This is a genomic window from Micromonospora sediminicola (assembly GCF_900089585.1).
GTDB lineage: Bacteria > Actinomycetota > Actinomycetes > Mycobacteriales > Micromonosporaceae > Micromonospora > Micromonospora sediminicola.
The window spans coordinates 4,213,945-4,237,321 of record NZ_FLRH01000003.1 but is presented as its reverse complement, the minus strand read 5'-3'; the positions used below and the strand labels follow the sequence as shown (position 1 = coordinate 4,237,321).

Here is a 23,377-nt window from a genome sequence, read left to right as displayed (position 1 = left end):
GCGTCTCAGCGGACGGCGCAGACCGTCCCGTTGAGGCGGAACGCGCCCGGCGGCACGTTCGGCCCGCCGTACGCGCCGACGAATCCGGCGCTGGTGCTCCCGCCGTCGGCGGCGAGCCGGCGGTTGTCGGCGGTGGAGGTCACCCGGACGTCCCGCCCGGTCTGCGTCCAGGTGCCGTTCCAGCCGCTGCTGACCTGCTGCCAGCCGGTGGGCCAGGTCCAGGTGAGCGTCCAGCCGTCGACGACGTCCGGACCGGTGTTGACCACCTCGACGGTCGCCACGTAGCCGTTGCCCCAGTCGGTGTCGGAATGGAAGCGGACCGCGCAGGCGCTCGCCGCCGGGCTGCCGGTGGCGAAGGTGAGCGGCGGCGAGGACCACGACACCCGGCCCGCGGTGTCCCGGGCCAGGACGTTGACCGTGTAGCGGGCGCCCGGTTCGAGGTTGTCCACGCTCAGCGAGGTGCCGGCGGTCTCGCCGAGCTGCTCGCTGACCGCGCCGCGCTGCCGGTACACCTCGTACTTGGCGATCGGCGCCGCGCCGGGCGTCGCCGCCGGCCACGAGATCGTCGCCGCGCGGTCGGTCACCGCGCCCGCCGTCGGCCGCCCCGGGGCTCCGGGCCGCCCGGCGGACCCTGAGGCCGGTCGCAGCACGAGCGTGGTCAGCGAGTACGGCGGCAGCGTACGGGCACTCGCGCTGCCCGAGCGGCCGGTGCTCACCCCGGTCGCGCCGTTGGTCAGCGTGTGCACGGTGGGCGCCTCGTCCGCCGGGGTGAAACCGGCGTAGTCCACCGCCACCGGGTACGCGGTGTCCGGGTCCTTGTTGACCAGCAGGACCGCGAGGCTGCCGTCCGGCCGGCGCACCGCGTGCGCGGTGACCAGCGGCTGGTCGGTGCCGGCGCGGACCAACTGGTCGCCCGCCCGGGCGAACAGGTTCATCATCGACAGCGCGTGGTACGGCGCGAACGGGGTGTTGAACGGCGGCTCGCACACCTCGCCGTCGGCGGTGCAGCCGCCACTGGAGAGCAGCCCGAAGTCGCCGTAGTCGGTCTGCCCGGCCACCTCGGAGACGCTGCCGATGCCGTTGTGCACGTTCCACCACTGCACCGTGAACACGCCCTGCTCCAGCAGGCCGCTGTAGGCGTCGGCCAGGAACAGCGCGCCCGGCGCGGTGGTGCGGCCGGTGTCGACGTTCAGTTCGGTGAGGCTGATCCCGATCCGGTCCGCGCCGGGGCCGGCGTACCGGGCGATCTGCTGGCGCAGCAGCCAGGCGGCGTCGGGCAGCTGGTCGGTCCGGGCCAGCGACTCGGCGGCGGTACCGCCGGGGTACCAGTGCACGTCGACGAAATCGATCTTCGGGCCGGCGATCGAGAGCACGGTCTGGTTCCACGGCCCCGGGTCGGCGCCGGCGGTGATCCCGTCCGGCCAGTTGCCGGGCATGGTCAGCACCGCGCCGACCTTGATGCTCGGGTCGACCGCCTTCATCGCGTCGGCGTACTCGACCACCAGTCGGGCGTACTGGGTGGCGCTCTTGTCCGGGTGGTCGTCGGCCTCCCAGGCCGATCCGTAGTGGCCGTTGCCGTAGTTCTCGTTGCCGACGGTCCACCACCTCGCGCCGTAGCCCTTGGTGACGTTGGCGTACCGCACCCACGCGGCCGCCTCCGCCGGCGTGCCGGTGCCGTAGTTCGCGATGATCATCGGCTGGGCGCCGACGCGCCGGGCCGCCGCCATGAACGTGTCGAAGTCGGTGTCCGGCGCGACGTAGCCGCCGGGCGCGGTGTGGTTCTCCCAGTGGTAGATGTCGGCGTACGAGCCGCCGGGGTAGCGCAGCATCTTCACGCCGGCGGCCTTCAGCCGGTCGGACGTCTCGGCGCTGCCCAGCTGGGAGTCCCAGATGGCGTGGTTGACGCCGAGCGCGGTGTCCGGCACGGTGGCCAGCCCGGCGCGGGCGTTGACGGTCACCGCGACCGGGTCGGCGGCGGCGCCGGCGACCGGCGGGTCGACGGTGGCCAGCGCGGTGGTGACGAGCAGCAGACCGGCCGCGTACGCGGTCCAGTGGCGCACGCGCGGCAGGATTCTCCTCATGCGGGTGTCCTTCGTGGGATCGGACGGCGGGTGGGTGCCCGGGTCGGTGGTGCCGTCCTTCCGGGGCCTGACGGCGCCCGGATGCCCAGGAACGGTGATCGGCTCCGCGCGGTGAGCCATCGACGTATCAGGATTCCACGGGCCGCGCGGCGCGCTCAAGCCGTCAGGGCTTAATTTATAGACAGGAGTCTTTACTGTTAACAAGGTTTAATTTATGTTCGTGGCATCTTCCCTTCCCCCCGAAGGAGTTGCCACCATGCGTCGAAGACTCACTCTTCCGCTGCTCACCACCGGTGCGGTGACCGCGACCCTGGCGATCGCCGCGCCGGCTCAGGCCCACGGCTACGTCTCCTCGCCGCCCAGCCGGCAGGCGCTGTGCGCGCAGAACCGGGTGCCCGACTGCGGCCAGATCAGGTACGAGCCGCAGAGCGTCGAGGGCCCCAAGGGGCTGAAGACCTGCCACGCCGGCATCGCCCAGTTCGCGGTGCTCAACGACGACAGCCGCAACTGGCCGGCCACCTCGGTCGGCAGCACGGTGACGTTCACCTGGGTCAACACCGCCCGGCACTCCACCGCCAACTGGGAGTACTGGATCGGCAACACCCGGGTCGCGGTGGTCGACGGCGGCGGTCGCCAGCCTGACGCCACCGTGTCGCACACGGTGAACCTGGGCGGCTTCACCGGCCGGCAGAAGCTGCTCGCGGTCTGGAACATCGCCGACACCGCCAACGCGTTCTACTCCTGCGTCGACCTGCAGATCGGCGGCGGTGGCGGCAACCCGACGCCCACCCCGTCGCCGACGCCGTCACCGACCCGGACCGCCACGCCGTCGCCCACGCCCACCCCGACCGGCTCGCCGGTGCCGGGCGGCACCTGGACCGCCGGCCGGGCCTACCAGGTCGGCGACACGGTGACCTACGACGGCCGCGGCTACCGCTGCCGCCAGGCGCACACCGCCATCGCCGGATGGGAGCCGCCGAACGTGCCGGCGCTCTGGCAGCAGGTCTGACCACCGCCGCCGCGCCGGACCGCACGGCCGCGCCGGACCGCGCCTCCGCGTCGCCTCGCCGGGCCGGAACCGCTCCGGCGCGCCGGAGCGGTTCCGGCCCGCGTGTCGAAAGGCGCGGTCCGGCGCCCGGCCGGACGCCGCGCGTGAGACCCGCGTCGGCCGGCCCCCGTCCGACCGTCCAAGGCGCCCGGATCGCGGGTCCGCGAATCACCACCCGACCCGACCGGAGGACCGACATGCGCCGCCCGTTCGCCGCCGCCCTGCTGGCCGCCCTGCTCGCCGCGGGCGTCGCCGGCTGCGGAGGCTCGTCGCCGGCACCCGCCACGCCCCGGCCCACGCCGGCCGTGGACGACACGACCAGCGGCATCGACGCGCTCTTCCTCGCCATGATGGTGGCGCACACCGCGCAGACGCTGGAGATCGTCGACGTCGGGCTCGGCCGGGTCACCGACACCGAGGTCCGCACCCTGATCTCCGCCGTCCGGGCCACCGAGGCCGACGAGCTGGCCACCATGCGCGGCTGGCTGCGCGAGGCCGGCCCGTCCGCGGCGGCCGCCGCCGCGCGCCACGACCACACCGGGCACAGCGACGCCGCCGCCGGCCTGGCCCGGCTGCGGGCCGCCTCGGCCGCCGACGTGGACCGGGTGCTGCTCGACGTGCTCGCCGCGCACCAGCGCACCGCCGCCGCCCTGGCCCGCGCCCAGGTCGCCGCCGGCACCAGTGCTCGGGTACGCGACCTCGCCGCCCGCATCGACCGCTCCCGCACCGCCGAGGTGGCCCTCATGGCGACCCTGCGCCCGGCGTCCCGGCGCTGATCTCGTCGATCTTGGACTTGGGGCACCCCGGATGTCGGTGATGCGCCCTTTGTCAACGACCACAAGTCCAAGATCGACGGGCCGAGCCGGGCCGGGCCGGGCCGAGCTGGGCCGGGCCGAGCTGCGCCGGGCCGAGCTGGGCCGGGCCGGGCCGGGCCGAGCTGGGCCGGGCTGGGCCGAGCCGGGCCGGGCCGGGGCCGGGTGGGGCATGACGTTCGTCACGGGGGTGGCGGGCGGGGGTGCGGGCGGGAGCGGTTGGGGGAGTGGCGAAACGGGGCGGATCGGGGTCTTTCTCTCGGAGGAAGCGGCTCGGCGGGGGCCGGTGCCGGGTGCGGCGGGAGGGTGCGGGGGGTGGGGGAGTTCGCCTCTGGGCAAAACCGGACGCGCGATGTCGCAGGCCGTGACTAGGCTTTCGCCGGACCCTGGCCCGCCGCACGCCCCGTGCGCGGCGCCGCGACCCCTCGGACCGGACCGGAACCAGGAGACTGTCTGTGACCCAGCAACCCGTCGCGACATCGAACAAACTCGACGCCGCGGTGCTCAAGGTGGCCGGCGTCGTCGTGCTCGGCGCGATCATGTCGATCCTCGACGTGACCGTCGTCAGCGTGGCCATCCCGACGTTCCAGAGCGAGTTCGACGCCTCGTACGCGCGGGTGGCGTGGACCATGACCGGCTACACGCTGGCGCTCGCCACGGTGATCCCGCTCAGCGGCTGGGCCGCCGACCGCTTCGGCACCAAACGCCTCTACATGGTGGCGCTGGCGCTGTTCACCATCGGCTCCGGGCTCTGCGCCACGGCCGACTCGATCGGCGAGCTGATCGCCTGGCGCGTGGTCCAGGGGCTCGGCGGCGGCATGCTCATGCCGCTGGGCATGACGATCATGACCCGGGCCGCCGGCCCGCACCGCATCGGCCGGCTGATGGCCGTGCTGGGCATCCCGATGCTGCTCGGCCCGATCGGCGGCCCGATCCTCGGCGGCTGGCTGATCGACACCGCGAGCTGGCACTGGATCTTCCTGATCAACCTGCCGATCGGCGTCGTCGCGCTGATCTACGCCCAGCTGGCCCTGCCGAAGGACGCCCCCGAGCCGTCGGAGTCCTTCGACTTCCTCGGCATGCTGATGCTCTCGCCGGGTCTGGCGCTGTTCCTCTACGGCGTCTCCTCGCTGCCCGAGGCCGGCACGGTCACCGACACCGAGGTCTGGCTGCCCATGCTGGTCGGCGCCGCGCTCGTGGTCTCCTTCGTGCTCTACTCGTTCCGCCCGCGGCACCCGCTGCTCGACCTGCGGCTGTTCCGCAACCGCAACCTCACCCTCGCGGCGGTGACGCTGTTCGTCTTCATCATCGCGTTCATGGGCGCGGGCCTGCTGTTCCCGAGCTACTTCCTGCAGATCCGTGGCGAGTCGACCCTGACCGCCGGCCTGCTGATGGCGCCGCAGGGCCTCGGCGCGATGCTGACCATGCCGATCGCCGGCATGCTCGCCGACCGGGTGCCGGTCGGCCGGACGGTGCCGTTCGCGCTGGTGCTCATCGCGGCCGGGTTCTTCACCTTCACCCAGCTCGGCACCGACACGTCCTACCTGCTGCTCTGCGGCTCGCTGTTCGTGATGGGCCTGGGCATGGGCGGCACCATGATGCCGATCATGACGTCGGCGTTGAAGACCCTGAGCGCCGCCGAGGTGGCCCGCGGCTCGACACTGGTGAACATCCTCCAGCAGATCGGCGGGTCGGTGGGCGCGGCGGTGATGTCGGTGATCCTCACCAGCGAGCTGAACGGCTCGCGGGTCATCCCCGGCGTGACCGACCCGGGCACCGGCGCCCCGGTCACCGAGGCGCAGCTCGCCATCGGCGTGCAGCAGCAGCCCGAGCTGGCCCAGCAGCTCCCGGTGCCGCCGTCGATGATCGAGCGCGGCCTCGACTTCGCGGCCAACTCGTTCGCGACCACGTTCTGGGTCGCCTTCGCCCTGGTGCTGCTCACCTTCGTGCCGGCCGCGTTCCTGCCCCGCCGCCGCGAGCCGTCGCACCTGCTCGACGGCGAGGCGGGCGACGAGCAGCCGCGCACCCCGGTGCCGATCCACTGATCCGCACGCACCCCCGTCCCTCCGGGGCCGGACGCCTCGGCGTCCGGCCCCGGAGGCGTCTTGAGAGCCGACCCGGCGATCGGCCACCGGCGGACCCGGCAGCGCCTAGGCTCGACGGGGGAGCGGCGGAGTCGGGCGGAGAGGCGGCACGGTGGACGCGGACGGCGGCGATCGGTCGGCGCGGCGGCGCAACCGGCTGCTGCTCGCCGGCCTGCTGGCCGTGGTCGGGTTGATCCTGCTGCTGCTCGGCCTCACCGTCGCCAGCGGCACGGTCGCCGGCGTCGAGGTGGTGCTCGCGCTCCTGCTCCTGCTCACCAGCTACGCGATTCAGCGGGTGGCCCGCCGGGAGACCGTCTACCGCGACGATCGGCGGCGCTGACCGGCCCGGTGACCCGGCCGGGCTAGGCTGACCGGCGTGGATCAGGAAGACCGGATCGCGCTGTTCCTCGACTACGAGAACCTGGCGCTGGGCGTACGCGACCATCACGGCGGCAGGCCGTTCGACTTCCGTCCCATCGCCGACGCGCTGGCCGAACGCGGCCGGGTGGTGGTGCGGCGGGCGTACGCGGACTGGTCGTACTTCGACGAGGACCGGCGGATGCTCACCCGCTCGCATGTCGAGCTGATCGAGATCCCGCAGCGGATGGGCGCCTCCCGCAAGAACGCGGCCGACATCAAGATGGCCGTGGACGCGGTCGAGCTGGCCTTCGAGCGCGGCTACATCTCCACGTTCGTGATCTGCACCGGGGACAGCGACTTCACTCCGCTCGTGCACAAGCTGCGCGAACTCAACAAGCGGGTGATCGGGGTCGGGGTCGAGAAGTCGACCTCCGCGCTGCTGCCACCGGCCTGCGACGAGTTCCTCTACTACGACCGGCTGGAGGGGGTCGACGTACCGCCCTCCGCCGGCCGACGGACCCGGCCGACCCGTCCCGAGCCGGCGGCGTCGACCGCGCCCGTCGGGCCGGTGGCCGAGCCGCCGCTGGACGCCGCGCCCGCCGCCGAGGAGACCCCGCGGGACGTCGACACGCTCGCCGTCCTGCTCGTGCAGACCGTGGCCGGCATGCAGGGCAGCGCCGGCGGCGAGGTCACCGCGTCCGGGCTCAAGCGGGCCCTGCTGCGCAAGGACCCGACGTTCAGCGAGTCCGACTACGGGTTCCGCACCTTCGGCGAACTGCTGCGGCACCTGGCCGGGCACAACGTGGTGGAGCTGGCCCCCGGGCCGGCCAAGGGCGACCCGGAGGTGTCGCTGCCCGAGCGGGGCGACCGGGAGGTGGAGTTCGCGCTGCTCCGCTCGGTGGTGGTCGACCTCGCCGGTGAGGGCGGCGCGGTGGCCCTGTCCGGCCTGAAGGACCAGCTGCGGCGGGCCCGACCGGACTTCAGCGAGAAGAAGCTCGGTTACCGCAGCTTCCTGCAGTTCTGCAAGGCCGCCGCGACCGCCGGCGCGGTGGAGCTGCGCTGGAGCCCCGACGACGGCGACTACCTGCTCACCCCGCACGCGCCCTGACCGCCGCCCCGGGCCCGCCGGCACCGACGCGAGCCGGACACCACCACCTCGGTGTGGTGGGGCCGGTCATGCCGGGGGCGCCGCCGTGGTCGGACTCGGGACCGAGGTCGCGCTCGGGGTCGGCTCCCCGGGCGGGCTCGGGCTGCCGGTGGGGGACGGCTCGCTGGTCGGGCTCGTGCCCGGGCTCGGTTCCGCGGGGGCCGTCGGCGGGTTCGGGGATGCGGTGACCGGTGGGTCGTCGGTGCCGGCCAGCGGCACGGCGGGGACCCGGCCGGCGGGTGAGGTGGGTGGCGCCGAGGCGCGATCCGGGCGCGGGACGGCCGGGGTCGGCCGGGGACGGCGGGACACCGACGCCGGTGGCTGTGCCGGAGGCGCGTCCGGCCGGGCCGTGACGTCGGGCCGGGGCACGACGGTGGGCCCGGGAGCGGACGCGGCGCCCGCCGTCGGACGCGTCGACTCGGCGGTGGCGGGCCAGGTGCCGGCCGAGGTGGCGCCGAGCAGGACGGCGGCCGCCGCGACCCCGGCCGCGACCAGCCGTTGCGGGCGCGTCCGCTCGACCGGCGCGTCCGCCGGACCGAGCGGACGGGGTGGCCGTGGTCGCGCGGCCCGGTGGGCGGCCACCAGAGCCTCGACGTCGGCGACGACGACCTCCCGCGCCCCGGCCGCGTCGGCGTGGGCGAGGGTGAGGTAGAACCGGGCGTTCGGCGCGCCGGCCGCCGGCATCCGCAGCCCGGACGGCGTACCGCCGTCGGCGTGGTGCAGCAGGGTGACCGGACGGTCCGGGTGGTGCCCGGGTCCACGCAGGTCCCGTAGGGACCAGTCGCGCCGGGCCTCCCGCCCGACGAAGGCCACCCGGCGGTCGGTCACCACGGCGGCGCCGCTGTCGACCACCCGCAGCCCGGCCGGCAGGGGCCCCTCGGTCGAATCCAGCCGCCCGGCCAGCCCCGGATCGGGCACGGGCAGCCCGGGCAGGTGCCGGGCGGTGGCCTCGACCAGTTCGACGGCGGGCAGGATGCGGTAGACGACCTCGCCGTCGTGCAGCGGCACCGGCAGTGCCGTGCCGGGCAGGGCGCACCCGTGGAACGCGTCCGCCTCGATCCGCAGCCGGTCGAGGTGCTCCGCGCGGCGCCGCCAGGCGCGCGCCGCCGTCTCGTACGCCCGGCGTCGGCGCTCGTTCTCGCGCCGCGCCCAGGCCAACCGGCGCCCCAGGTGGGGCCCGACCGCTCCGGGTTGTCTCGCCGTCACGCCCGGTACAACGCGTGCCGCTGAGCTGCGGATACGTGAGCGTGGCTATCGTCCGCTTTGGTAGGGGTATGCCCTTGCTTAGAATCGGGTCATGCCGCGGATCCTGCAACTGCTGGCCTCGCCGGTGCACCGGTACCTGGGCCGGCCCGCGGACGGGCCCGCCCCGGCGCCGCCCGGGGAACTGGTCGAGCAGGTGCGGATCCGGTCCGGCCTGGGCATCGTCGGTGACCGTTACTTCGGCCGGCCCGCGCACCGCACCGCGAGCGTCACGCTGATCGCGCAGGAGTCGCTGCCGGCCGGCGCCGACCTCGCCCAGCTCCGGCGCAACGTGCTGACCAGCGGCATCGCGGTGGACGAGCTGGTCGGCCGGGTGCTGACCCTGGATTCCGGCGACGGCCCGGTCAGCCTGCGGGTGCACCGGGCCGCCCCGCCGTGCGCCTGGCTCGACGTGGTGGTCGCACCCGGCACCTGGACGGCGATGCGCCGACGCGGAGGCGTCCGGTGCGAGCCGCTCACCGACGGCGTGCTGCGGGTCGGGCCGGTGACGGTCTCCGTCGACGACTGACGGCCGGTCGGGAACTTTCTCCGCCCGCCGGCCGACCAACAGCGGGGTCACCGATCGTCCGGTCGGCGGCGAGGTGGCAGGAAGGGCGCCAGGGATGAACCGAGCCGGGCCGGCATCCGTACCGTCGGGCATGACCACCTCGGGCCGGCGGGCCGGCCGCGGATGAGCCCGGACACCGACGACGAACAGGTCACCCGCTGGGCGCACCGCGCGGGCCGGGGGGACCAGCAGGCCGCCGCCGCGTTCGTCCGGGCGTTGCAGGGCCCGGTGTGGCGGTTCCTCGCCCACCTCGCCGGTCCGGCCGAGGCCGACGACCTCGCCCAGGAGACGTTCCTGCGCGCGCTGCGCAGCCTGCCCGGCTTCGCCGGCCGGTCCTCCGCCCGCACCTGGGTCTTCACCATCGCGCGTCGGGTCGCCGTGGACCACGTGCGGGCCGCGACCGTACGCCCCCGGGTGGCGGCGCTGCCGGACTGGCAGGCCGCCGCCGAGGCGGCCGGGGCGGTCACCGCGGGCGGGGACGACGGTGTGGCGCTGCGCGGGCTCATCGCCGGGCTCGCCCCGGAACGGCGCGAGGCGTTCGTCGCCACCCAGGTGCTCGGCCTGTCCTACGCCGAGGCCGCCGAGGTGTGCGGTTGCCCGGTCGGCACCATCCGGTCCCGGGTCGCCCGCGCCCGCGAGGACCTGGTCGCCGCCTGGGCCGGCGACGCCCGTGACCGCCGCGCCCGCTGACCGGGCCGGCTCACCAGGAGGCGGGCGGCCGCCGTCCGGACCCTGCGGCAGGTGACCGCCGCGCGGGCGCGGTCAGGCGGCGCGGCGGTCGCGGGCCTGTGCCGTGTACGGGCCGGGCGGCACCAGCCGCAGCGGGGCCGGCGCGGCCGGCTCCTCGGTCCGCAGCGCCCACCGCGAGCCGGTCGACCGGCCCCGCCCGGGCGGGGTGTCGCCGGGACGCCAGCCCGGCCGGGACAGCACCAGCATCACCGCCCAGCCGACCAGCAGGAAGCCGTGGCTGACCAGCCGGGTCAGCGCCACCTGGCCGGTGATCAGGTCGTTGACCGACAGCAGCACCAGCGTGGCGACGAACGCGCTGAGCATGGGCAGCAGTCCGGACGGGGTGGTGCGGCGCAGCGCGACGTAGAGGAAGCCGGCGCCGACGGCCACGTTCCACGCCGCCGACTCGTGCCACAGGTGCTGGCCGGAGGTGTGCGCGTGCGCGACCACCGCCTCCCGGCCGATCTGCGCCAGGCCGAGCACCAGTTGCACCGCGCCGAGCAGGCCGAGCGCGCCGCGCAGTCCGAGGGCCACCCGCTGGCGCCGGCTCGGCCGGGGCGGGGGCGCGGCGGCCAGCACCGCCTCGACCAGGTCGGGCACCCGAGGGGCCAGCTGCGTACGGGCGCGTCGGGTGACCGCGGCGGCCGACTCGAACCAGCCCCGGCAGCCGGCACAGCCGCTCAGGTGCGCCTCGGCCGCCTCGGTCTCCGACCGGGACGCCTCACCGTCCAGCTGTGCCGACAGGATCTCCCGCCACCGCTCACACGCCATGTAGGGATAGTCGTCCGTACCGGCCGTCTGGTTCCCGGCGGGGTGCCGGATCAGGCCGACACGCTGCCCGTACGCTCGGCCCACGCGTGCAGCGCGTCCCGGTCGCCGGCCGCGTCCAGGTTCAGCGCCGCCTCGACCAGCGCCAGGTGGGTGAACGCCTGGGGGTGGTTGCCCAGCGCCGTGCCGTCCGGCGCGCGTTCCTCCGGGTGCAGGCCGAGCGGTCCGGCCCGGCCGGCCAACCGGTCGAAGATCTCCCGCGCCTCGCCCGGACGGCCCGCCAGCACCAGGGCGGACACCAGCTCGAACGAGCAGAGCAGGAACGCGCCCTCGGTGCCCGGCAACCCGTCGTCGACCCGGTACCGCCGGATCAGGTCGGGCGCCACGGCCAGGTCGGCGCGGATCCGGTCGACCGTGGCGACGACCCGGGGATCGTCGCCGGGGAGGAAGCCGACGAGCGGCATGCGCAGGAGCGAGGCGTCCAGCTCGGTCGAGCCGTACGCGAGGACGAAGCTGCCGATCCGCTCGTCGTAGCCCCGTCGCACCACCTCGGCGTGCAGCGCGTCGCGTTCCCGGCGCCACCGGTCCACCGGCGCGTCCCGGTCTCCGAGCAGCCCGGCCAGGCGGATCCCCCGGTCCAGGCAGACCCAGGTCATGACCTTGGAGTTGACGTAGTGCCGGCACGGACCGCGGATCTCCCACACCCCGTGGTCGGGCTCCCGCCACCGCCGCGCCATCGTCTCCACGTGCCGGCGCAGCAGTCCCCACTGCGGTTCGGTCAGCTCGCCGGTGAGCTGCTGGTACGCCAGCGCCGCGTCGAGGACGTGCCCGTACGTGTCGAACTGGGTCTGCTCCGCCGCCCCGTTGCCCACCCGGACCGGCGCCGAGCCGGCGTAGCCGGACAGGTGGGGCAGCTCACGCTCCGCGGTGGAATGGCCGTGGATGCCGACCAGCGGGGCGAGCGGCTCCTGCCGGGCGCAGATCCCGAGCAGGAAGCGCAGGTAGCGGCGGCCCTCCTCGGCGTGCCCGAGCCGGAACAACGCGAGCAGCAGCAGCGCCGCGTCCCGGTGCCAGGTGAAGCGGTAGTCCCAGTTGCGCACGCCGCCGATCTCCTCCGGCAGCGAGGTGGTCGGGGCGGCCAGCAACGCGCCGGTCTCGTCGTACGACAGGCCGCGCAGCACCAGGGCGCTGTGGCGCACCGCGTCGGCGGCGAAGCCACGGTAGTCGCCGCGCGCCGACCAGTCCCGCCAGGTGGTGCACGTCCGGTCCCGCAACGCCTCCGCGTCGGCGGGGTCGGGTGCCCGGTCGGCGTACCCGAGCAGCAGCGTGGCGCTCTGCCCGGCGCGCAGCTCCGCCTCGGCGACCAGGGCGCCGCCCTCGACGGTCACCGGCAGGTCGGTCCGCAGCCGCAGCGCGGTGCCCTCGGCGTGCCAGCCGGGTCCGTCGCGCCGCCAGCGCACCGGGCGTGAGCCGTACCCGGGGCGGGGGGTCAGCTCCGCGCGGACCCGCAGCGTGCCGGCGGTGACCCGCAGGCGGCGCACCAGCACCCGCTCGGCGTGGATCGGGCGGTCGACGGCGCCCGGCCGGACGGCCAGCAGGTCCTCGCCGACGGCCGCGCCGGCCGGGCCGGACCACCGGTTCTCCAGCACCAGCGTGTCCGGCAGGTAGCGACGCCGGGGCATCGGAGCGCCGGCCACGGTGAGCGTGCACCGGCCACCGACGTCCCGGTCCAGCAGCCGGGCCAGCAGCGCGTCGCCCGCCGCGTCCGGGACGCAGAGCCACTCGACCGCGCCGTCCGGCGCGACCAGCGCGGTGGTGTGCGTGTCGGACAGGAACGCGTACGCGTCGATCGGTGGGAAGGGCACACCGGTGACTACCCGGGGTGGGCGTGGGTAAGCGGGCGCCGACCGCCGCCGGGGGAGGGGGCCGAGTGACACGCGCGTTCGTGAACTGGTCCGGCAGCCTGTCCTTCACTCCCCAGCGGTGGGTCGAACCGGCCGACGAGGACGAGGTGCGCGCGCTGGTGCGCCAGGCCCGGGAGACCGGGACCACCGTGCGGCCGGTCGGTTCGGGGCACTCGTCCAGCCCGCTGGTGCGTACCGACGGGATCCTGCTCGGCCTGGACCGGCTGGCCGGGGTGATCTCCGACGACGGCCGGCTCGCCACCGCCTGGGCCGGCACCAAGCTCAAGGCGCTCGGTGAGGGGCTCTACGACGCCGGGCTGGCGATGGACAACCTGGGCGACGTCGACTACCAGTCGATCGCCGGGGCGACCGCCACCGGCACCCACGGCACCGGCCTCGGTTTCGGCAACCTGAGCACCCAGGTCACCGGCGTACGCCTGGTCACCGGCACCGGCGACACGCTGGACGTCGACGCGGAGCGCAACCCGCACCTGCTGCCGGCCGCCCGGCTCTCGCTCGGCGCTCTCGGCGTGGTCACCCGGATCACGCTCGACGTGCAGCCCCGCTACGAGCTGCACCGCCGCTCCTGGTGCGCGCACCTGGACTGGACCCTGGACCACCTCGCCGAACTTCAGCACACCAACCGCAACATGGACTTCTACTGGTATCCGCGCAGCGACCGGACCCAGATCCGCGTGATCAACCGGACCGACGAGGCCAACCAGCGGCCGTTGTGGCCCGGGACGGGCCAGCCGGACGGCGAGCCCCGGCAGAGCCAGGTCGGGCCCACTCACCGCACCATTCCCCGCAACCGGGAGCTGCGCTTCGAGGAGATCGAGTACATGCTGCCGTCGGAGGCGTTCCCGGCCTGTTTCGCCGAGGTGCGCCGCCGCATCCGCGAGCGGCACCGCCGGGTGGCCGGCTGGCGGGTGCTGGTGCGCACCATCGCGCCGGACGACATCTGGCTCAGCAACGCCTACGGCCGGCCCACCACCACCATCGCCTGCCTGCAGAACACCTCCCTGCCGTACGAGGAGTACTTCCGGGACATGGAGGCGGTCTTCCGGCACTACGGCGGCCGGCCGCACTGGGGCAAGAGGCACTGGCTCCGCGCGCGGGAGTTGCGCCCCCTCTATCCCCGCTGGGACGACTTCCGGGCGGTGCGCCGCCGGCTCGACCCGGACGGGGTGTTCCTCACCCCGGACCTGGCCCGACTGCTGGAGGAGTCGTGACCGCCCCGGTCGGCGCCCGGATCTGGGTGGTGCCCGGCGGGCACGTGCCGTTCCCGGCGCACGGGCCGGAGCCGGAGTTCACCGGATTCGACCAGCTCTGCGTGCTCAACACCACCGACCACGACGCCGACCTGACGCTGGACTTCTACTACGAGGACGCCGAGCCGGTCGGTCCGTACCGGGTGCTGGTCGGCGCGCGCCGGATCCGGCACCTGCGGGTCAACGACCTGATCGACCCGGAGGCGGTGCGGCTGGACCGGGCGTACGGCTGCGTGCTGCGGTCCCCGGTGCCGGTGGTGGTGCAGTTCCTGCGTCAGGACACCCGGCTGCCCGGCGTGGTGGCGTTGACCGGCACGATGGCGTACCCGGGGTGAGGTTCGACCGGGCGGCGGCGGGTACCCCGGCGCATGCGGGAAGCCACCGACCGGCTGGGCGACCGGGTCCGCGAGGCCGGTCGGGCCAGCCGCCAGCGGGTACGCACGTACTTCATCGTGGCGGTCCAGGCGGGCCTGGCCGCCGCGCTGGCCTGGCTGATCGCCCGCGAGGTGCTCGGTAACCCGGACCCGACGTTCGCGCCCGCCGCGGCGGTCGGTGTCATCGCCGCCGCGCTCGGCGGCCGGACCCGGCGCACCGTCGAACTCGTCGTCGGGGTGGTGCTCGGCATCGTCGTCGGGGACGTGCTGATCCACCTGCTCGGCACCGGCCCCTGGCAGACCGGTGCGATCGTCTTCCTGGCGGTCAGCGCCGCGGTGGTGGTCCGCGGCACCGGCGCGCTGGTCACCCAGGCCGGCGGTACGGCCGTGCTGGTCGCCACGCTCACCCCGGTCTCACCCGACCTGGAACTGCCCCGCACGATCAATGCGTTGGTCGGCGGCCTGGTCGGCCTGCTCGTGGTGCTGGTGCTGGCGCCGCTGAACCCGCTGCGCACGGTGCGCCGGGTAGCCGATCCGGCGCTGGACACGTTCGCCCGGGAGATGACCGCGTCGGCGGAGGCGCTGGCCCGCGGCGACGCCCGCGCGGCCGACGCCGTGCTGGCCCGGATGCGCGCCGCCGAACCGGAGCTGAACCGGATCGACGAGGTGGTCGGCGCCGCCGACGAGGTGGTCCGGTTCTCCCCGGTGCGCTGGCGGCGACGGCGCGCGCTGGCCGCGTACCGCAACGGCGCGGAGCACCTGGACCGGGCGTTCCGCAACAGCCGGGCCCTGGTCCGCCGGGTCGGCACCGCCCTGCGTGACCGGGAGCCGGTGCCGGCCGACCTGCCGGCCGCGCTGGAGCACTTCGGGACGGCGATCCGGTTGCTGCACCGGGAGTTCCTCGGCGCCCAGGAACCGCACGCCGCCCGGGAGCGGGTGCTGCGCGCGGTGCGTGACGCCGGTGCGGCGTGCCGGCAGGACATCGGCTTCTCCGGCACCATCGTGGTCTCCCAGTTGCGCACCGCCGCCAACGACGTGCTCCGCGCCACCGGCGTGCCGGCCGACGAGGCCCGCCGGCAGGTCCGCCGGGCCGCCGCGGCCCGCACGCCGTAGACCCTGCCACGCGCCGATGAGTTCGCCGAGCCGCGTCGGTCTACCGTCCGACCGACACACCACGGCACGGGAGTAGGGCATGGGCCTCATCCACATCGAAATGTTCGCCACGCTCGACCTGGTCGGGCAGGCGCCGGGCGGCCCCGACGAGGACCCGGTCGGGTTCCCGTTCGGGGGCTGGCAGGCGCCTCTGATCGACGAGGTCACCGGGGCGCAGGTCCAGGCCGCGTACGAGGGCACCGACGCGTTGCTGCTCGGCCGCCGGACGTACGACATCTTCGCCGCCTACTGGCCGCACCAGGAGGGCGGGCCGGACGACGGGATCGCCGCGCTGTTCAACCGCATCCCGAAGTACGTGGCCTCGCGCGGCCGGCCGGACCTGTCCTGGGCCGGGTCGACGCAGCTCGGCCCGGACCTGGTCGGCGCGGTGCGCGAGCTCCGGGACCGGCACGAGAACGTGAAGGTGGTCGGCAGTCTGAACCTGGTGCAGACGCTCCTGCGGGAGAAGCTGTTCGACCGGATCGACCTCTGGGTGCACCCGATCGTGCTCGGCGTCGGGAAGAAGGTGTTCGACGGGGGAGCGGTGCCCACGAACGTGACCCTGGTCGAGCCGCCGGTGGCCAACCCGAAGGGCACCGTCTACCTGCGCTACGGCCTCGCCGACGGCACCCCGGCGACCGGGGACATGGCCGTCCGCGATCAGGACGCCGGACGCGTCGACTGACGCCCGCCCGGGGCTCCGGGTGCGGCGTCCAGGTGCGCGCGCAGCGCCGCGGCGATCTCGCCGGCGGCCCGGAGCTGGTCCGCGGTGAGCGCGTCGACGAAGAGTTCGCGGATGGCGCGCAGGTGCGGGGCGGTGGCTCCACCGAACGCCGCCGCCCCGGCGGGCGTCAGGTGGACCTCCGCACCGCGCGGCTCGGCGGCGCACTCCTGGCGGCGGACGAGTCCGCGCCGTTCCATCCGCCCCAGGTGGTGGGAGAGCCGGCTGCGCTCCCAGCCGATCCGGGCGGCCAGTTCCGAGGAGCGCAGGTGCCGGTCCTCGGCCTCGCTGAGCGCCAGCAGCACGGCGTAGTCGCCCGGTGTCAGTGACGACTCGACCTGGAGCCGGGACGCGACCCGGGACCGGAGCGCCTCCGTGGTCTCGACGAATTCGCGCCAGATCCGCAGCTCCTCCCGGCTCGGAAGCCGGCGCCCACGGCCCGGACGGGGTGTGGTGTTCGTCATCCTCTTCCTCCAATTGACATGTCAATCCGCAGGCTACCGTGTTTGACATGTCAATCGTCCGTCATCGGAGGAGGGGACATGACAGCGGAGACGTTCGCCCTGGGGCTCAACTCGTTCGGCGAGGTCGCCACCGACGGCGACCGGATCCTGACCGACGCGGAGACCGTCCGCCTGCTCGTCGAGGAGGCGCGGCTGGCCGAGTCGGTCGGGCTCGACGTGTTCAGCGTGGGCGAGCACTACCGGGAGGGCCACACCGACTCGGCCACGCCGGTGCTGCTGGCCGCGATCGCGACGGCCACCGACCGGATCCGGCTCGGGACGTCGGTCACGGTGCTGAGCACCAACGACCCGGTCCGGCTCTACCACGAGTTCTCGACCCTCGACGCGGTGTCGAACGGTCGGGCCCAGATCGTCCTCGGCCGGGCGTCGGCCACCGAGTCGTTCCCCCTGTTCGGTTACGACCTCGCCGACTACGAGCGGTTGTTCGAGGAGAAGCTCGACCTGTTCGTCCGGCTCCAGCGGGACGAACCGGTCACCTGGAGCGGCACGGTACGGACGCCGCTGGTCGGGCAGCGCCTGCACCCGCGCATGCCGGCGGGCGGCATCCCGACCTGGATCGGCGTCGGCGGGAGCCCGGACTCGGTGCTCCGCGCCGCCCGCTACGGCCTGCCCCTGATGCTCGCGGTCATCGGCGGACGCCCGCAGCGGTTCGCCGGCCACGTCGAGCTCTACCGGCGGGCGCTCGCCCGGGCCGGCCACCCGGTGCGGCCGATCGGCCAGCACTCGCTGGGTCTCGTCGCCGATACTGACGAGGAGGCGGTGGAGACCTGGTGGCGGTACTGGCAGCCGGTGGTGACCCGGCTCGCCGAGGAACGCGGCTTCTACCGGCCGGACCGCCGGCGCTACGAGGCCGAGATCGACCACGGGGCGCTCTACGTCGGGTCGCCCGAGACGGTCGCCCGAAAGATCGCCGCGACCGCCCGGGACCTGCGCCTGAGCCGCTTCGACCTGAAGTACGACATCACCCACCTGCCCCGCAAGGCGCGCGCACGGACGATCGAGCTGCTCGGCGGCGAGGCCGCCCCGCGGGTACGAGAGCTGCTGGCGAAGGAGCCCACCCATGTCTGACCTCGTGTTCGGCCTCGACACCTTCGGCGACGTGCCGGAGGACGACGCCGGTCGGCCGCTGTCGCACGCCGCCGCGATCCGGCAGGTCGTGGACGAGGCGGTGCTCGCCGACGACCTGGGCGTCGACGTCATCGCCCTCGGCGAGCACCACCGGCCGGAGTACTCGGTGTCGACCCCGGAGACCGTGCTGGCCGGGATCGCCACCCGTACCTCCCGGATCCGGCTCGCCTCCGGGGTGACGGTGCTCAGCTCGGACGACCCGGTGCGGGTGTTCCAACGCTTCGCGACCGTGGACGCACTGTCGAACGGCCGGGCCGAGGTCATCCTCGGCCGGGGCTCGTTCACCGAGTCCTTCCCGCTGTTCGGCTACGACCTGAGCGACTACGACGTGCTGTTCGAGGAGAAGATCGAACTCTTCGCGAAGCTGCTGGAGGAGAAGCCGGTCACCTGGAGCGGCACGACGCGCGCCGCGCTGGAGCACGCCGACGTCTTCCCGAAGACCGAGTCGGGGCGCCTCAGCACCTGGGTGGGGGTCGGCGGCTCGCCGCAGTCCGTGGTGCGCACCGCCCACTACGGCTTCCCGCTCATGCTCGCCATCATCGGCGGCTCACCCGAGCGGTTCGCGCCCTACCTCGACCTCTACCGGCGGGCCGCCGAGCAGTTCCGCACCACCGCCCACCCGGTCGGCATGCACTCACCGGGGTTCGTCGCCGACACCGACGAGGAGGCCAGGGAGCTGTTCTGGCCGCACTACCGCATCATGCGGGACCGGATCGGCAAGCTGCGGGGCTGGCCGCCGATCCGGCGTACCGAGTTCGACGCCGAGGTGGCGCACGGCTCCCTCTACATCGGCTCGCCGGAGACCGTGGCCCGCCGGATGACCGACGCGATCCGCGCCCTCGGCGTCGGCCGGTTCGACCTCATCTACACCGCCGGCGCCCAGCCGGTGAGCGCCCGCATGCGCGCCGTCGAGCTGTACGGCAGCCGGGTGATCCCGCTGGTCCGCGACATGCTCGCCGGTTGACGCCGGCCCGGAAGGAGAACAGTGGACGGATCGCAGACCCTCGGCATCCTCGGCGCCGGCAAGGTGGGCACGGTGCTCGCCCGGCTCGCGGTGGCCGCCGGCCACCGGGTGTTCATCGCCGGCTCCGGCGACCCGGCGAAGATCGCCCTCACCGTCGAGGTGCTGACGCCCGGCGCGGTCGCCACCACGGCGGCCGACGCGGCCGCCCGCGCCGACGTCGTCGTCCTCGCCCTGCCGCTGGGCAAGTACCGGAGCGTCCCGGTCGACGCGTTGCGCGGCAAGCTCGTCGTCGACGCCATGAACTACTGGTGGGAGATCGACGGCATCCGCGACGACCTCACCGACCCGCGCACCTCGTCCAGTGAGACCGTGCAGGCTTACCTGCCCGGGTCACGCGTGGTGAAGGCGTTCAACCACATGGGCTACCACGACCTCGAGGACGAGGCCCGGCCGGCGGGCGCGGACGGCCGCAAGGCCATCGCGATCGCCGGTGACCGCCAGGACGACCTCGCCGTGGTCGCGTCCCTGGTGGACCGGCTCGGCTTCGACCCGGTCGTCGCGGGCCCGCTGGCCGAGGGCGTACGGCTGGAACCGGGCAGCGAGTCGTTCGGGGCCGACGTGAGCGCCGACGAGCTGCGGGCCATGCTCGACCGGTTCCCGGAATCCGAACGCGGGCGGATCGTCGCCCGGGCGCGGGCCGGACGCCCGGGCCCGGCCTGACCCGCCGCGACCGCCGACGGCGGAATCCGGTGGCGTCCGGGACGCCGGTCCGGAAGGCTCCCGGTCATGGTTTCGGTGGTGCAGAACGTGGCGATCGACTGTGCGGATGCCTACGGGCTGGCGCGCTTCTGGAGCGAGGTGACCGGGCGGCCGCTGCACCCGGAGGACCGACCGGGTGACCCCGGAGGCCCAGGTGCTGCTGGCGGAGGGCCCGGTGCTGCACTTCAACCAGGTGCCCGAGCCCAAGACGTCGAAGAACCGGATCCACCTCTGCCTGCGCCCGGAGACCTCGCGCGAGCCGGAGGTGGAGCGGCTGCTCGGCCTCGGCGCCACCCTGGTCGACGACCGGCGCCACCCGGACGGCTCCGGCTGGGCGGTGCTCGCCGACCCCGAGGGCAACGAGTTCTGCGTACTGCGCAGCGCCGCCGACCGGGCCGCGACCGGGTCCTGACGCCTCTACAGGCCGAAGAAGTCCAGGTAGCCGTCGATCTGGTGGGCCAGCATCGGCTCGCCGGGGTGGGCGGCCAGGCCCCGATCCCGGGCCGCGCGCAGCAGCGGCGTCTCCGCCGGCGACATGATGATGTCCGCCACCACCGCCCGGGCCGGCAGCTCGGCCACCGGGAACGGCGGCGGGTCCGTCGGGCGCAGCCCCAGCGGCGTCGCGTTGACCGCGAGGTCCGCGTCGGCCAGCCGCGGCCGGGACGCGCCGTGCACCCGGTCCGGGTACGCCTCCGACAGCCGCCCGCCTAGCGCGGCCAGGCGCGCCGGGTCGGTGTCGGTCAGGTGCAGCGCGGCCACCCCGGCGTCGAGCAGGGCCACCGCGATGGCGCTGCCCGCACCGCCGGCCCCCACCAGGCAGACCCGCCGGCCGCGCGGATCGTGCCCGGCCGCCACCAGGGCGCGGACGAACCCGTCACCGTCGAACGTGTCCGCCGACCAGGTGCCGTCCGGTTCCCGGCGCAGCGCGTTGACGCTGCCGGCCAGCCGGGCCCGGTCGGTGACCCGGTCGGCCAGACCGAGCAGGGCCGCCTTGTGCGGCACGGTCACCAGCATCCCGTCCAGGTTGGCCACCCGGCGCAGCCCGGCCACCACGTCGGGCAGGGCGGCGGCCGGCACGTGCACCGGCACCAGCACGGCGTCCGTGCCGCGGCGGGTCAGCACCGGGTTGAGCAGGCCCGGCGCCCGCACCTGGGCGATCGGGTCGCCGAGCAGCGCGTACAGACGGGTGGCGCCGCCGATCACGGTCATCGCACCGGCTGCGGTCGGCGCAGCGTCCGCAGCGCCCCGGCCCACGCCGCCACCTCGTCGAGCACGGTGCCCACCGCCTCCCGCTGGTGCGGTCCGGGCCGCAGATCGCGGAACGCCACGAAGTCGGTGTGCAGCGAGAGCGCCACCTGGGAACGGACCACCGGCACCGACACCTGACCGAGCACCAGCCGCAGGTGCTCGGCGGCCCGGGTCCCGCCGTGCACCCCGTAGCTGACCAGCCCGGCCGGCTTGTGGTGCCACTCCTGGTAGAGCGCGTCGATCGCGTCCTTGAGCACGCCGGGAACCGAGTGGTTGTACTCCGGGGTGACGAAGACGAACGCGTCCAGCGCCGCGACGGTCGACCCCCAGCGGCGGATCGCCGGCCGGCCCGAGGGCGCCATCGACGGGGGCAGCGCCTCGGCGAAGTGCGGCAGCGGATGGTCCGCCAGGTCGACGAGTTCGGCGGTGACGTCCGTACGCCCGGCGGCGACGTCGCACACCCAGCGCGCCACCGCGTCGGCCTTGCGGCCCGGGCGGGTGCTGCCCGCGACGACCCCGATCCTGATCATTGGCTGGCCTCCCTGGTGAGGTACCCGGGCCCGGTCGGGACCGGTGCGTCCGCGAGGTCGCGGGCGAGGTGGAGCGCGCCGTGCAGGGACGAGAGCCCGCCGAGCGCGGCTGCGGCCACCCGGGGCGCGGGTCGGCCCGCCCGGCCGCCGGCGGCGGCGAGGCGCCCGACCAACGGCACGAAACCGGGCAGCCCGGCGGCGAAGCCGCCACCGACGACCGCCAGGTCGACGGCGAGCAGCTCGCCGAGGCTCACCACGGCGGCGGCCAGCGCGGCGCAGGCCGGCCGGATCGCCTCCACCGCCCACGGCCGCCCGTCGCGCAGCCCGTCGCGCAGCCGCCGGTGGTCCACCGGCCCGCCGCGCAGGCGCGCGGCCCGGCGCAGCGTCGCCGGCCCGGACGCGGTCGCCTGGAGGCAACCGGCCCGTCCGCAGTCGCACCGCTCTCCGTCGACGTCGACCACCATGTGTCCGACCTCGGCGGACGCGCCGGCCGGGACGTTGCGGCCACCGAGCACGATCCCGCCGCCGACCCCGGTGCCCACCCCCAGGTAGAGCACGTCGTCCCGGCCCGCGTGCCGGGCCTCGGCCAGCGCCGCCAGGTCGCCGTCGTCGGCGTACCCGGTCCGGGTGTCCGGGAACAGCCGGCGCAGCGCGCCGGCCAGGTCCAACCCGACCCAGCTCGGGCGGCCGGGCCAGGCGACGACCGCGCCGCCCCGGTCGACGGTGGCCGGCATGGCCACGCCCACCGTGGCGACCGGGCCGAAGCCGGCCCGCAGCGCCGCCGCCTCGGTGGCCAGCAGCGACAGGTCGGCGGCCGGGTCCGCGCCGGTCGGCCAGGTGACGATTCGCTCGTACGCGGGCCGGCCGGCCGCCTCGGCGCGCAGCGCGACCTTCGTCCCGCCGACGTCGACGCCCAGCAGCGCGGCGCCCGGCCCTCCCGTCACGCCGGCCTCAGTGCGCCAGCAGGTGCAGGAACGCCAGCGCGGCCGCGGCGAACGCGAAGAACAGCGGCACCATGATCACCTTGCCGTCGTCCTTGGCGCGCAGGTGGTAGGCCACGGCGGCGATCAGCAGCACGGTGACGCCCACCGCGGCGACCAGGCCGAGCTGCCAGAACTTCAGGCCCAGCAGCAGCCCCGCGACGCCGGCCAGCTCCAGCAGGCCGATCACGCGGGTCAGCCCGGCGGAGACGCCGAGGTGCGACATCCGCTGGCGCATCTGCGCGTTGCCGGTGAGCTTCTGCACGGCCAGCGGCACCAGGATGATGGCGAGCAGCACGGTGAGAACGATGATCGCGACGGTCACGGGGATCCTCGGGGGTCGGGTCGCCACGACGGGCGACCGGGATGGGTGCGGTGGGGCGGTCGGTCAGGACACTGTGGAGACGAGCGCGCGGGCCGCCAGCCGGTAGCCGAGCGCGCCCAGACCCACGATCACCCCCGCGGCCAGCGGGGCGAGCACCGAGTCGTGTCGGAAGCTCTCCCGGGCCCACACGTTGGACAGGTGGACCTCCAGCCACGGGCGGGGATAGTTGGCCAACGCGTCGCGCAGGCTCCAACCGGCGATCATCAACGCGCCCGGGTTCACGATCGCGCCCACCGTCTCATAACTGTCCTGGATGGTACGGATCATCTCGCCCTCGCAGTCGTGCTGTCTCGCCACGACCCGCCAGCCCCGTCCGGCCACCTCCTCGCCGACCGCCCGCTCGATGTCCGCCAGCGTGTCGGTGCCGTAGATCTCCGGCTCCCGCCGGCCGAGGATGCCCAGGTTCGGGCCGTTGAGCAGGAGCACCTCGGACACGTGGCACCTCACCGGGAGCGGACGACGACAGGTCCTCGGAGTATCGGCCCGACGCGCCGACCGGCCACCGCCGGCAGGGGGCGGTTAGGGGCGGCTAGGGGCCGTTAGGGGAGGTCAGCGGCCTGCCGGCTCGGTTAGCGTCCCAGCCGGGCCGTTCCTATCG

The 23,377-nt window shown here is 74.9% G+C and carries 24 protein-coding genes and 1 pseudogene; 15 read left to right on the top strand and 10 right to left on the bottom strand.

Translation table 11 applies throughout. The features are described 5' to 3' along the window. Window positions 1–5 precede the first annotated feature (5 nt). Window positions 6–2,081 (bottom strand): cellulose binding domain-containing protein, encoded by a 2,076-nt coding sequence (locus GA0070622_RS19465; RefSeq protein ID WP_176710509.1) that lies wholly within the window; start codon window positions 2,079–2,081, stop codon window positions 6–8. Window positions 2,082–2,337: 256 nt separating this feature from the next. On the opposite strand from GA0070622_RS19465, the gene GA0070622_RS19460 reads away from it, so the two are divergent. The 5 genes from GA0070622_RS19460 (at window position 2,338) to GA0070622_RS19440 (ending at window position 7,493) form a co-directional block, all read left to right on the top strand. Continuing rightward, window positions 2,338–3,090, top strand: coding sequence for a lytic polysaccharide monooxygenase (locus GA0070622_RS19460; RefSeq protein WP_091574995.1), 753 nt, complete (start codon window positions 2,338–2,340; stop codon window positions 3,088–3,090). A 236-nt stretch (window positions 3,091–3,326) separates the two neighbouring features. Beyond that, a complete protein-coding gene (locus GA0070622_RS19455; RefSeq protein ID WP_098745003.1) occupies window positions 3,327–3,905 on the top strand; it encodes a DUF305 domain-containing protein in 579 nt (192 codons plus the stop codon). 491 nt (window positions 3,906–4,396) lie between these two features. Beyond that, complete coding sequence (locus GA0070622_RS19450; protein WP_091574988.1) at window positions 4,397–5,986, top strand: DHA2 family efflux MFS transporter permease subunit; 1,590 nt, start codon at window positions 4,397–4,399, stop codon at window positions 5,984–5,986. A gap of 151 nt (window positions 5,987–6,137) precedes the next feature. Next, window positions 6,138–6,365, top strand: a complete 228-nt coding sequence (locus GA0070622_RS19445; RefSeq protein WP_091574985.1) for a DUF3040 domain-containing protein — start codon at window positions 6,138–6,140, stop codon at window positions 6,363–6,365. A 36-nt stretch (window positions 6,366–6,401) separates the two neighbouring features. Beyond that, complete coding sequence (locus GA0070622_RS19440) at window positions 6,402–7,493, top strand: PIN domain-containing protein (protein WP_091574980.1); 1,092 nt, start codon at window positions 6,402–6,404, stop codon at window positions 7,491–7,493. Window positions 7,494–7,559: 66 nt separating this feature from the next. On the opposite strand, the gene GA0070622_RS19435 is transcribed toward GA0070622_RS19440, so the two are convergent. After that, window positions 7,560–8,738: a hypothetical protein gene (locus GA0070622_RS19435; RefSeq protein ID WP_141684595.1), complete on the bottom strand. Its 1,179-nt coding sequence runs from the start codon at window positions 8,736–8,738 to the stop codon at window positions 7,560–7,562. Between the two features lie 91 nt (window positions 8,739–8,829). Here GA0070622_RS19435 and GA0070622_RS19430 point away from each other — a divergent pair, with 91 nt between their 5' ends. Both GA0070622_RS19430 and GA0070622_RS19425 read left to right on the top strand, forming a co-directional pair. Continuing rightward, the gene (locus GA0070622_RS19430) at window positions 8,830–9,303 is read left to right on the top strand and encodes a molybdenum cofactor biosysynthesis protein (protein ID WP_091574973.1); all 474 of its coding nucleotides are present in this window, start codon (window positions 8,830–8,832) and stop codon (window positions 9,301–9,303) included. Window positions 9,304–9,465: 162 nt separating this feature from the next. Further along, window positions 9,466–10,032 carry a sigma-70 family RNA polymerase sigma factor gene (locus tag GA0070622_RS19425; RefSeq protein WP_091574970.1) on the top strand — a complete coding sequence of 189 codons (567 nt, stop codon included), beginning with the start codon at window positions 9,466–9,468 and terminating at the stop codon, window positions 10,030–10,032. Window positions 10,033–10,104: 72 nt separating this feature from the next. Here GA0070622_RS19425 and GA0070622_RS19420 read toward each other — a convergent pair whose 3' ends face one another. After that, window positions 10,105–10,842 carry a zf-HC2 domain-containing protein gene (locus tag GA0070622_RS19420; RefSeq protein ID WP_091577676.1) on the bottom strand — a complete coding sequence of 246 codons (738 nt, stop codon included), beginning with the start codon at window positions 10,840–10,842 and terminating at the stop codon, window positions 10,105–10,107. A gap of 50 nt (window positions 10,843–10,892) precedes the next feature. Next, the gene (locus tag GA0070622_RS19415; protein ID WP_091574966.1) at window positions 10,893–12,704 is read right to left on the bottom strand and encodes a glycoside hydrolase family 15 protein; all 1,812 of its coding nucleotides are present in this window, start codon (window positions 12,702–12,704) and stop codon (window positions 10,893–10,895) included. Window positions 12,705–12,769: 65 nt separating this feature from the next. Here GA0070622_RS19415 and GA0070622_RS19410 point away from each other — a divergent pair, with 65 nt between their 5' ends. The 4 genes from GA0070622_RS19410 to GA0070622_RS19395 all read left to right on the top strand — a co-directional run bounded on the left by GA0070622_RS19410 (window position 12,770) and on the right by GA0070622_RS19395 (window position 16,225). After that, window positions 12,770–13,975: a D-arabinono-1,4-lactone oxidase gene (locus GA0070622_RS19410; RefSeq protein ID WP_091574962.1), complete on the top strand. Its 1,206-nt coding sequence runs from the start codon at window positions 12,770–12,772 to the stop codon at window positions 13,973–13,975. After that, window positions 13,972–14,349, top strand: coding sequence for a sensory rhodopsin transducer (locus GA0070622_RS19405; protein WP_091574959.1), 378 nt, complete (start codon window positions 13,972–13,974; stop codon window positions 14,347–14,349). The genes GA0070622_RS19410 and GA0070622_RS19405 overlap by 4 nt, the downstream gene beginning before the upstream one ends. A gap of 33 nt (window positions 14,350–14,382) precedes the next feature. Then, window positions 14,383–15,501, top strand: a complete 1,119-nt coding sequence (locus GA0070622_RS19400; RefSeq protein WP_091574956.1) for an FUSC family protein — start codon at window positions 14,383–14,385, stop codon at window positions 15,499–15,501. Window positions 15,502–15,580: 79 nt separating this feature from the next. Continuing rightward, entirely contained in the window at window positions 15,581–16,225 is a 645-nt protein-coding gene (locus GA0070622_RS19395; protein ID WP_091574951.1) for a dihydrofolate reductase family protein, read from the top strand. On the opposite strand, the gene GA0070622_RS19390 is transcribed toward GA0070622_RS19395, so the two are convergent. Beyond that, window positions 16,201–16,725, bottom strand: a complete 525-nt coding sequence (locus tag GA0070622_RS19390; protein ID WP_091574947.1) for a MarR family winged helix-turn-helix transcriptional regulator — start codon at window positions 16,723–16,725, stop codon at window positions 16,201–16,203. The genes GA0070622_RS19395 and GA0070622_RS19390 overlap by 25 nt on opposite strands. A 78-nt stretch (window positions 16,726–16,803) precedes the next feature. Here GA0070622_RS19390 and GA0070622_RS19385 point away from each other — a divergent pair, with 78 nt between their 5' ends. The 4 genes and pseudogenes from GA0070622_RS19385 (at window position 16,804) to GA0070622_RS19370 (ending at window position 20,048) form a co-directional block, all read left to right on the top strand. Beyond that, entirely contained in the window at window positions 16,804–17,853 is a 1,050-nt protein-coding gene (locus tag GA0070622_RS19385; protein WP_091574943.1) for an LLM class flavin-dependent oxidoreductase, read from the top strand. Next, the gene (locus tag GA0070622_RS19380; protein WP_091574940.1) at window positions 17,846–18,877 is read left to right on the top strand and encodes an LLM class flavin-dependent oxidoreductase; all 1,032 of its coding nucleotides are present in this window, start codon (window positions 17,846–17,848) and stop codon (window positions 18,875–18,877) included. Before GA0070622_RS19385 ends, GA0070622_RS19380 begins: the two co-directional genes overlap by 8 nt. 21 nt (window positions 18,878–18,898) lie before the next feature. Beyond that, window positions 18,899–19,597 carry an NADPH-dependent F420 reductase gene (locus GA0070622_RS19375; RefSeq protein WP_091574937.1) on the top strand — a complete coding sequence of 233 codons (699 nt, stop codon included), beginning with the start codon at window positions 18,899–18,901 and terminating at the stop codon, window positions 19,595–19,597. Between the two features lie 66 nt (window positions 19,598–19,663). Next, window positions 19,664–20,048: pseudogene (locus GA0070622_RS19370) on the top strand (VOC family protein). A gap of 5 nt (window positions 20,049–20,053) precedes the next feature. Here GA0070622_RS19370 and GA0070622_RS19365 read toward each other — a convergent pair. From GA0070622_RS19365 to GA0070622_RS19345, 5 genes are all read right to left on the bottom strand, one after another. Continuing rightward, window positions 20,054–20,845 carry a shikimate dehydrogenase family protein gene (locus GA0070622_RS19365; protein WP_091574933.1) on the bottom strand — a complete coding sequence of 264 codons (792 nt, stop codon included), beginning with the start codon at window positions 20,843–20,845 and terminating at the stop codon, window positions 20,054–20,056. Further along, window positions 20,842–21,414 carry an NADPH-dependent FMN reductase gene (locus GA0070622_RS19360; protein ID WP_091574930.1) on the bottom strand — a complete coding sequence of 191 codons (573 nt, stop codon included), beginning with the start codon at window positions 21,412–21,414 and terminating at the stop codon, window positions 20,842–20,844. Before GA0070622_RS19360 ends, GA0070622_RS19365 begins: the two co-directional genes overlap by 4 nt. Continuing rightward, on the bottom strand, window positions 21,411–22,358 hold the full coding sequence (locus GA0070622_RS19355) for an ROK family protein (RefSeq protein ID WP_091574927.1): 948 nt from the start codon (window positions 22,356–22,358) through the stop codon (window positions 21,411–21,413). The genes GA0070622_RS19360 and GA0070622_RS19355 overlap by 4 nt, the downstream gene beginning before the upstream one ends. Window positions 22,359–22,365: 7 nt before the next feature. Further along, complete coding sequence (locus GA0070622_RS19350; RefSeq protein ID WP_091574923.1) at window positions 22,366–22,719, bottom strand: DoxX family protein; 354 nt, start codon at window positions 22,717–22,719, stop codon at window positions 22,366–22,368. Between the two features lie 63 nt (window positions 22,720–22,782). Continuing rightward, window positions 22,783–23,214 (bottom strand): type II 3-dehydroquinate dehydratase, encoded by a 432-nt coding sequence (locus GA0070622_RS19345; RefSeq protein ID WP_091574919.1) that lies wholly within the window; start codon window positions 23,212–23,214, stop codon window positions 22,783–22,785. Window positions 23,215–23,377 lie beyond the last annotated feature (163 nt).

Excerpts from the sequence above, each read along its gene's own strand:
- GA0070622_RS19465 (WP_176710509.1), bottom strand. The coding sequence starts at position 2,081 with ATGAGGAGAATCCTGCCGCGCGTGCGCCACTGGACCGCGTACGCGGCC.
- GA0070622_RS19460 (WP_091574995.1), top strand. The coding sequence starts at position 2,338 with ATGCGTCGAAGACTCACTCTTCCGCTGCTCACCACCGGTGCGGTGACC.
- GA0070622_RS19455 (WP_098745003.1), top strand. The coding sequence starts at position 3,327 with ATGCGCCGCCCGTTCGCCGCCGCCCTGCTGGCCGCCCTGCTCGCCGCG.
- GA0070622_RS19430 (WP_091574973.1), top strand. The coding sequence starts at position 8,830 with ATGCCGCGGATCCTGCAACTGCTGGCCTCGCCGGTGCACCGGTACCTG.
- GA0070622_RS19425 (WP_091574970.1), top strand. The coding sequence starts at position 9,466 with ATGAGCCCGGACACCGACGACGAACAGGTCACCCGCTGGGCGCACCGC.
- GA0070622_RS19420 (WP_091577676.1), bottom strand. The coding sequence starts at position 10,842 with ATGGCGTGTGAGCGGTGGCGGGAGATCCTGTCGGCACAGCTGGACGGT.
- GA0070622_RS19400 (WP_091574956.1), top strand. The coding sequence starts at position 14,383 with ATGCGGGAAGCCACCGACCGGCTGGGCGACCGGGTCCGCGAGGCCGGT.
- GA0070622_RS19395 (WP_091574951.1), top strand. The coding sequence starts at position 15,581 with ATGGGCCTCATCCACATCGAAATGTTCGCCACGCTCGACCTGGTCGGG.
- GA0070622_RS19390 (WP_091574947.1), bottom strand. The coding sequence starts at position 16,725 with ATGACGAACACCACACCCCGTCCGGGCCGTGGGCGCCGGCTTCCGAGC.
- GA0070622_RS19385 (WP_091574943.1), top strand. The coding sequence starts at position 16,804 with ATGACAGCGGAGACGTTCGCCCTGGGGCTCAACTCGTTCGGCGAGGTC.
- GA0070622_RS19380 (WP_091574940.1), top strand. The coding sequence starts at position 17,846 with ATGTCTGACCTCGTGTTCGGCCTCGACACCTTCGGCGACGTGCCGGAG.
- GA0070622_RS19365 (WP_091574933.1), bottom strand. The coding sequence starts at position 20,845 with ATGACCGTGATCGGCGGCGCCACCCGTCTGTACGCGCTGCTCGGCGAC.
- GA0070622_RS19360 (WP_091574930.1), bottom strand. The coding sequence starts at position 21,414 with ATGATCAGGATCGGGGTCGTCGCGGGCAGCACCCGCCCGGGCCGCAAG.